The 7403-nt window shown below is 65.4% G+C and carries 6 protein-coding genes; all 6 read left to right on the forward strand.

Translation table 11 applies throughout. The annotated features are described in order from the left end of the window. A partial coding sequence (locus tag WAN71_RS05390; protein WP_422224344.1) for a sensor histidine kinase occupies positions 1–1454 on the forward strand: 1454 nt, incomplete at its 5' end. Continuing rightward, positions 1451–2131, forward strand: coding sequence for a response regulator (locus tag WAN71_RS05395; protein ID WP_422224345.1), 681 nt, complete (start codon positions 1451–1453; stop codon positions 2129–2131). The genes WAN71_RS05390 and WAN71_RS05395, both read left to right, overlap by 4 nt. Before the next feature lie 345 nt (positions 2132–2476). Then, positions 2477–4285, forward strand: a complete 1809-nt coding sequence (locus WAN71_RS05400; RefSeq protein WP_422224346.1) for an NAD-binding protein — start codon at positions 2477–2479, stop codon at positions 4283–4285. A 361-nt stretch (positions 4286–4646) separates the two neighbouring features. Then, positions 4647–4940 carry a hypothetical protein gene (locus WAN71_RS05405; RefSeq protein ID WP_422224347.1) on the forward strand — a complete coding sequence of 98 codons (294 nt, stop codon included), beginning with the start codon at positions 4647–4649 and terminating at the stop codon, positions 4938–4940. Positions 4941–4955: 15 nt separating this feature from the next. Then, positions 4956–6383 carry a PPE family protein, SVP subgroup gene (locus tag WAN71_RS05410; RefSeq protein ID WP_422224348.1) on the forward strand — a complete coding sequence of 476 codons (1428 nt, stop codon included), beginning with the start codon at positions 4956–4958 and terminating at the stop codon, positions 6381–6383. A gap of 56 nt (positions 6384–6439) precedes the next feature. Further along, a partial coding sequence (locus tag WAN71_RS05415; protein WP_422224349.1) for a PPE family protein occupies positions 6440–7403 on the forward strand: 964 nt, incomplete at its 3' end.

Genomic DNA, 7403 nt, shown 5'->3' on the forward strand with positions numbered 1-7403 from the left:
CCCATGAGCAGGCTCACCGCGGGTTTTCGTTCTCGTCGGTCTCGCCGCGCGCTCGCAACATCGCGTCCTGGCTTGCCGCCATCACTGTGCCGTGGGCCCTCTTGGGGATCACGGCGGAGTGGTTGGACCCGGTGCTGGACATCGGCGGAAAGACCGCGGTCTTCTTCGCCGGGGTGATTGCCGTCGCGCTGTTCGGCGGTGTGGCACCGGCCGTGCTGTCGGGGATGCTGTCCGGCGCGTTATTGGTCTTTTTCTTCACCGAACCGCGATATTCCTTCACGGTCAACAACCCCAGCAACGCCGTCACCATTGTGGTTTTGCTGGGGGTCGCGATGGCGATCGCCGTGCTGGTGGACGCTGCGGCCAGCCGTGCCCGCGAAGCCAGGCGAGCGACCCAGGAGGCAGAATTGCTGGCGCTGTTCGCCGGGTCGGTGCTGCGCGGCGCCGATCTCGCCACGCTGCTGGAGCGGGTACGGGAGGCTTACTCGCAGCGCGCGGTGTGCCTGGTGCGTGACGTCGACGGTCGCCCGAAGACGGTCGCAAGTGTGGGCAAAGACCCATGCGCGACGGTGGATTCCGCTGACACCGCCGTGAAAGTGGGTGATGAGGAATTCTGGATGCTGTTGTCCGGCCGCGCCTTGACCGGCCGTGACCGCAGGGTGCTCTCGGTTGTCGCAACACAAGCCGCAGGTCTGGTCAAACAAGGTGAGCTCGCCCGAGAGGCCGGCAAGGTTCAATCCCTGGCCGAGGCCGACGAGCTGCGTCGCCTGCTGCTCTCTGCCCTCGGCCACGACCTGCGGACTCCGCTGACCGCCGCCAAGGCAGCGGTATCCAGCCTGCGCGCCGAAGACGTCTGGTTCTCACCCGAGGACACCGCCGAATTGCTTGCCACCGTTGAAGAGTCGATCGACCAGCTGACCGCCCTGGTGGCCAACCTGCTGGACTCGTCTCGGCTGGCAGCCGGCGTGGTCCGGCCACAGCTGTCCGAGGTCTATCTCGAAGAGGTCGTGCAGCGCGCGCTTGTCAGCATCGGCAAGCGCACCACGGTCTTCGGCCGGGGCAGCCTCGACCGGGTCAAGGTGGAGGTCGGCGGGACCGTCGCGATGGCCGACTCGGGTCTGCTGGAACGGGTGCTGGCGAACCTCATCGACAACGCGCTGCGCTACGCACCCAACAGCATGGTGCGGGTCAATGCGGGCCAGGTGGGGGCGCGGGTACTGATCAACGTCGTCGACGAAGGACCGGGAGTCGCCAAAGGCGCCGCGGAGCAGATGTTCGAGCCGTTCCAGCGGCTGGGCGATACTGACAACAGCACCGGTCTGGGCCTCGGCCTGTCGGTGGCCAAGGGGTTCGTCGAGGCGATGGGCGGCACGATTGCAGCGACCGACACCCCTGGCGGCGGGCTGACCGTTCTTGTGGACCTGGAAGCGCCGCCGCAGGAGCAGCGCTCATGACCCGCGTACTCGTGGCGGATGACGACCAGCAGCTTCTGCGGGCGCTGCGAATCAACCTGTCGGTGCGCGGCTATGAAGTGACAACTGCCGCAAGCGGATCGGCTGCGCTGCGGGCCGCGGCCGATCAACATCCCGAGGTGGTGATCCTGGACCTTGGCCTGCCCGACATATCCGGCATCGAGGTGCTCGCCGGGCTGCGCGGTTGGATGAGCGCGCCGGTGATCGTGCTGTCGGCACGAACCGATTCCGCGGACAAGGTAGGAGCACTGGATGCCGGTGCAGACGACTACATCACCAAGCCATTCGGCATGGACGAGCTGCTGGCACGGCTGCGCGCCGCGGTGCGACGGGCCGCTGTGTCAGCAGACGGAAACGAGCCGGTGGTGGAAACCAGGTCATTCACTGTCGACCTGTCGGCAAAGAAGGTGATCAAGAACGGCATGGAGGTCCACCTGACGCCCACAGAGTGGGGAATGCTGGAAATACTGGTGCGCAATCGCGGCAAGCTGGTCGGGCGCGAGGACATTCTCAGAGAGGTGTGGGGACCCAAGTATGCAAAAGAAACTCACTACTTGCGTGTCTATCTGGCGCAGCTGCGGCGCAAGCTCGAGGATGACCCGTCGCGCCCCAACCATCTGCTGACCGAGGCGGGCATGGGCTATCGCTTCGAAGCGTGATCGTTTTGTCGTTCATCAACGGACACCTCGCTCACGACGCACCGATCGCCACAGTGCTTTTCCGTGCCTAGATCCAATCCGTTCACAGCCAGACGCCAGGACTGGCTCGCCGCGGGCGAATCACTCTGTCCGAGAATGCCTTCGGGATCTCGTCTGCGTTCGGGTGCCGCGAATCGCGGATGGTAGCCAGTCACCTTCGCGTGACGCAAAATTCGGTGTCACGGCCCGACGAGATAAAGCCGTGGTGTAACCTCCAACAGTAACGGCATCGGCAAAGCGGGTGCCTCCCCGCGCTGAGTCTTGGACTCGATCGCGATCAGGTATTCCCGAGTGGCGGATGAGAGTATGCATCATCACTTCATTGTCAGCGGTGACGATGCGCTGGCCACGACGATCATCGATGAACTGAAAAGGGCTGGCGCGCGTGTTGTCAAGCTGGACAACAGCGCGCTTGCCGAAGTCGGCGTGGCCCGCGAGCTCGCCCGCGCCGAGGTCGCGCGCGCCATCGCCGTCGTCTGTGCCGGCGACGACGACGCGACAAATCTCGAAATCGCGCTGCTGGCAAGAAAAGCCAACCCGAAGCTGCGTGTGGTGGCGCGGCTGACCAACGACGTGCTGCGCGAAGCAGTGGCTGACGACAACGGACCCGGTGCAATCTTCAACGTCGCGGAAATCGCGGCGCCGTCGGTCGTCGAAGCCTGCCTGACGCGCACCACCCACCCGTTTGATGCCGCCGGCATCAAATTCGTCGCCTCCGGCAGCGAAGCACCCCGCGACGGGACGCTGCGCGAAATCTACGGCGAATTGGCACCGGTAGCAATCATTCGTGGGGAGAACTCCCCCGCAACCGGCGACGTGGTGGCATGTCCGACTCGGAATGAGCAGGTGTACGCCGGCGACTGGACGGTGATGATCGGGACCGCTGACGAGGCGGCCGACCGCGGCGTCAAGGTCCGACAGCCGACCGGGACGCGCGCACGGCAGCCCCGGCTGCGGCGAGTGCTCGATGCCATCCGGGTGGTGCTCAATGACTTCAACCCGGCGTTTTATCCGGCGTTGGCGGCAGCGGGCATCCTGCTTCTCACCTCAATCGCCGTGTTGCATTACAACTACCAGCGCCCGCGGATGTCGTGGATTGACGCGCTGTACTTCACCGTCGAGACGATCACGACCACGGGCTACGGCGACTTCAGCTTCGGCCATCAGGTGATGTGGCTACGCCTGTTCGCTGCCATGTTGATGTTCGGCGGAGCGACCACCATTGCTTTGCTCGTCGCGTTCATCGCCGACGTGTTGCTGTCGCAGCGCTTCGTCGCGGCTGCCGGGCGCCCGCGGGCGCGTCACCTGCGCAACCACATCATCGTCGTCGGGCTCAGCGAGCTCGGGATCCGGGTCGTCAGCGATCTGGTCGCCGCCGGACACGACGTCGCGGTGATCGAGCGTAACGAGGAGAACCGCTTCTTGTCGGTGGCGCACGAACTCGACGTGCCGGTGATCTTCGGGGACGCCACGCTGCTCCAAACACTGGAATCAGCGCGGCTGGATCGCGCCCGTGCGGTGGCAGTAGTGACGCGCGACGACATGATCAACATCGAGACCGGGATCATCCTGGCCGAGATGTTGGGACCGCGGGTGCTGCCCGAGATCAACCGGCGGGCCGAAGTTCCGCTTGTGCTGCGGGTATATGACCGCGCGCTGGGTTTCGCGGTCGCCAAACGGTTCGGGTTCGATAACGTCCGGTCCACCGTCGAACTGGCCGCACCGTGGTTCATTGGCGCCGCGAGCGGCCTGGAGGTGCTGGGGACGTTTTCGGTCGGGCAGAGTTCCTTCATGGTCGGCGCAATGCGGGTGGCACCCGGCAGCGACCTGGACGGGTTGCAGATGTTCGAGATGTCCACCCAGATTCGCGTCATCGCGTTCAATCGGCAGGACGGACCGATCCAGCTGCGCCCACGCCGGGATGACCGGCTTCAAGGAGGCGACACCGTCTACCTCGTCGGCCCGTACCGAGATTTGCTGACCACGTTGCGCAGGGGGCTGCCGCTCCGGCCACCCGAGACCGGCGAGGAAGGCCCCCGCGACGGCCAGAGTGGTCAACTAGACAAACAGGGCCAAGATGTCCAGCTCGACGTCCGCCAAGCAAAGACCGGTTGACGCTGACAGCTAACGCCCAAGTCGCTACCAGCTACCTCACAGGACCCGCTGCTTAGAATCGGGTCCGGACGGCAGCGGGCTAGCGACCAGGGGGCGAAAGCAGATGTCGCATCGCGGCCAGCCCGCAAGCGATGGCGACAAATCCCTAAACCTGAGAAATACAGGTGATTAACCTGAGAAAAACAAGTGATTGCTGCTACAAACGGCCATTAAGAACGCGTCACGAATTGAATAGCTGCCGTAAAGAACCGATAATGAGATCGCCTGACGGTCAAGACAGTGTGCTGGTGGGCGCCCTAAACCACGACCTGGCACTACGAATTAGGCGGTTTGCCCGACCATTATCCGGAAAGGGAGGGCAATGGTTTCCAAGGCCGGTGACCCCGAATGTCTACAGCGGCAGGCGGCGATTTTGCCACGCATTGTCGGCGCGGTGAGCGGTGCCAATGCGACCGCCGTAATGCCCCCGGCGATGCTGACGTCAGCTGACGACGCGCCGGGCCGTGAGGCGACAAAGGCCTTGGCGCATGCCACCATTCATCCAAGAGTCACTGGCGCAGCCACGGCCGGGCGCGAGAAGTTCGTAACCGCCACACGGACCAGTGTCGGGGCGTGTCGCGCCACCGACTGGGCCAACTCGGTCGCGGCGAACTAGAGGGGTGGCTTAGCAATGGATTTCGGGATCTATCCGCCAGAGATTAACTCCGCTCGAATGTATGCCGGCCCCGGGTCGGCGCCAATGCTCACCGCCGCCGAGGCCTGGGAAGGACTGGCCGCCGAGCTACATTCGGCGGCCAACTCGTATCAATCGGTGGTCTCCGGATTGACCGCCGGGCCCTGGCTGGGCCCGGCATCCACGTCGATGGCAGCCGCGGCCGCGTCCTACGTCGCGTGGCTCAACGCCACCGCCACCCAGGCCGAGGAAACGGCCGCCCAAGCCAAAACGGCGGCCGCCGCCTATCAAACCGCGTTCACCGCGACGGTGCCGCCGCCGATGGTTGCGGCAAACCGCAGCCGATTGATGACGCTGGTGGCGACGAACCTGTTCGGCCGGAACACGCAGGCGATTGCGGCCAACGAAGCGCAATACGCCGAGATGTGGGCGCAGGACACCGCGGCGATGTACGGCTACGCAGCTTCGTCGGCATCCGCGACATCACTGACACCGTTCACCCCTCCGCAGCAGAACACCACCCCGGGCGGGTCGACCGCCCAAGCCGCCGCAGCCACCCAGGCCGCCGGCACGTCGGCCGGCAACGTGCAGAGCACCGTGTCGTCGATTCAGCAAGCTTTTTCATCGGTACCCAACGCGTTGCAAAGCCTCGCAACGGGCGCCGCGGCGCCGGCCCAGACGGACCCGCTGAGCACATTGAGCAACCTAATTGCCATTTTCCTCGACGCACCGGCGGCCATCGCCACCTTCGCCGCTGACATACCATTCGGCACGATCGGGGTGGTTGCACTTCCGCTGGACATCATCGGTGCCGGGACCGGTTTGCACACCGACGACGTCGTCAGCGGTTGGAACGGGGAAAAGGCCTGGCCGGATGAAGGGCCGGCACCGGTAGAACCGTTCCCCGCACCCCTCCTCAACCTGCCCGAGGGCACGTTACCGCCGCCCAGCGTCGCGGCGGGTCTGGGCGAAGCGAACACGATCGGCGCGTTGTCCGTGCCGCCGACGTGGACCGTCGCCACACCGGCGGTAAAGCCCATCTCGTACACGCTGCCGGCACTGCCGGAAACCGCGGCCACCGCCGCCGCCGCGCCAGCGGCAGAAGCCGGTTCGGGAAGCATGCTCAGCGAAATGGCGCTGGCGGGTATGGCCGGGCGAGCCATGGCCGGAACCGTCGGCACCGGCGCCAGCCGGGGTGCCGGCAAGGCGGCGAAAGGCGCAGCTGCGCCGGCTCGCGGCAAAGAAGCGGCAACCACCGGTGACCGTGCCGCCACAGGCGATAACGACGACGCTCCTAAAGACAAACCTCGGACCGTAGTCACCGGGGTCGCGGCCGAGCTACGCGACTTCGCCAAGCTCCGTGATGAAGGAATTCTGACCGATGAGGAATACACCGAGCAGAAGAACCGCCTGCTCGGTCGCTGAGCCGCCCGCCGCCGTGCGGCGCAAGCGCCGGTTGCCTGGAAGAGGAATGCGCAGCAATGGATTTCGGGATCTATCCGCCGGAGATCAACTCCGGCCGGATGTATACCGGTCCTGGATCGGGGCCGATGATGGCCGCTGCGCAAGCCTGGGGCAGCTTGGCTGACGAACTGTATACCGCGGCAAGCGCTTATCAGTCAGTCGTGTCGGAGCTGACCTCCGGGTCGTGGTCGGGTCCCTCATCCACGTCGATGACGACCGCGGCCGGGACCTACGTGGAATGGCTGAGCGCAACCGCTGCGCAGGCCGAAGAGACCGCCGCCCAGGCCCGGGCGGCGGTCGCCGGTTACCAGGCGGCGTTTGCGATGACGGTGCCGCCACCCGAGATCGCGGCCAACCGCACCCTGCTGGCGGTGCTGGTGGCGACGAACTTCTTGGGACAGAACACACCGGCGATCGCGGCCACCGAGGCGCTGTACGCCGAAATGTGGGCGCAGGATGCGTTGGCGATGTACGGCTATGCGGGTTCGTCGGCAGCTGCGACCGTGCTGAGCCCGTTCACCTCACCGCACCAGAACACCGATCCGGGCGGAACGGCCAGCCAGGCTGCTGCAGTCAACCAGGCTAGCGGCACCGCTGCCGGCAACGCGCAAGACACCATATCGATTGTGCCGCAAGCGTTGTCGGCGGCAGCAGCACCGGCCCAGACCGACCCGCTGACTACGCTGGCGAACCTGATCAGCGTCTTTTTCAGTGCACCAACCGATCTGGTTACCCTTTTCGGGATCATCCCGATGGATGCCCTCTCTGGGCCGGTCGACCTTCCGATCGCCTATCTCGGCACTGTCTCCGGTCAGAACACAGATAACATCATCAGCGGCTGGCAAGGGACAGAACCGTGGCCGGGACCCGGGGACGCGCCGGTACAGCCGTTTCCGGCGACTCTTGTCAACCCGAGCGGGGCGTCTGCCCCGACGATGTCAGCCGCCCTTGGCGAAGCGAACATGGTTGGGGGGCTGTCGG

The sequence above is a fragment of the Mycobacterium sp. genome (assembly GCF_049280035.1).
GTDB lineage: Bacteria > Actinomycetota > Actinomycetes > Mycobacteriales > Mycobacteriaceae > Mycobacterium.

Excerpts from the sequence above, each read along its gene's own strand:
- WAN71_RS05395 (WP_422224345.1), top strand. The coding sequence starts at position 1,451 with ATGACCCGCGTACTCGTGGCGGATGACGACCAGCAGCTTCTGCGGGCG.
- WAN71_RS05400 (WP_422224346.1), top strand. The coding sequence starts at position 2,477 with ATGCATCATCACTTCATTGTCAGCGGTGACGATGCGCTGGCCACGACG.
- WAN71_RS05405 (WP_422224347.1), top strand. The coding sequence starts at position 4,647 with ATGGTTTCCAAGGCCGGTGACCCCGAATGTCTACAGCGGCAGGCGGCG.
- WAN71_RS05410 (WP_422224348.1), top strand. The coding sequence starts at position 4,956 with ATGGATTTCGGGATCTATCCGCCAGAGATTAACTCCGCTCGAATGTAT.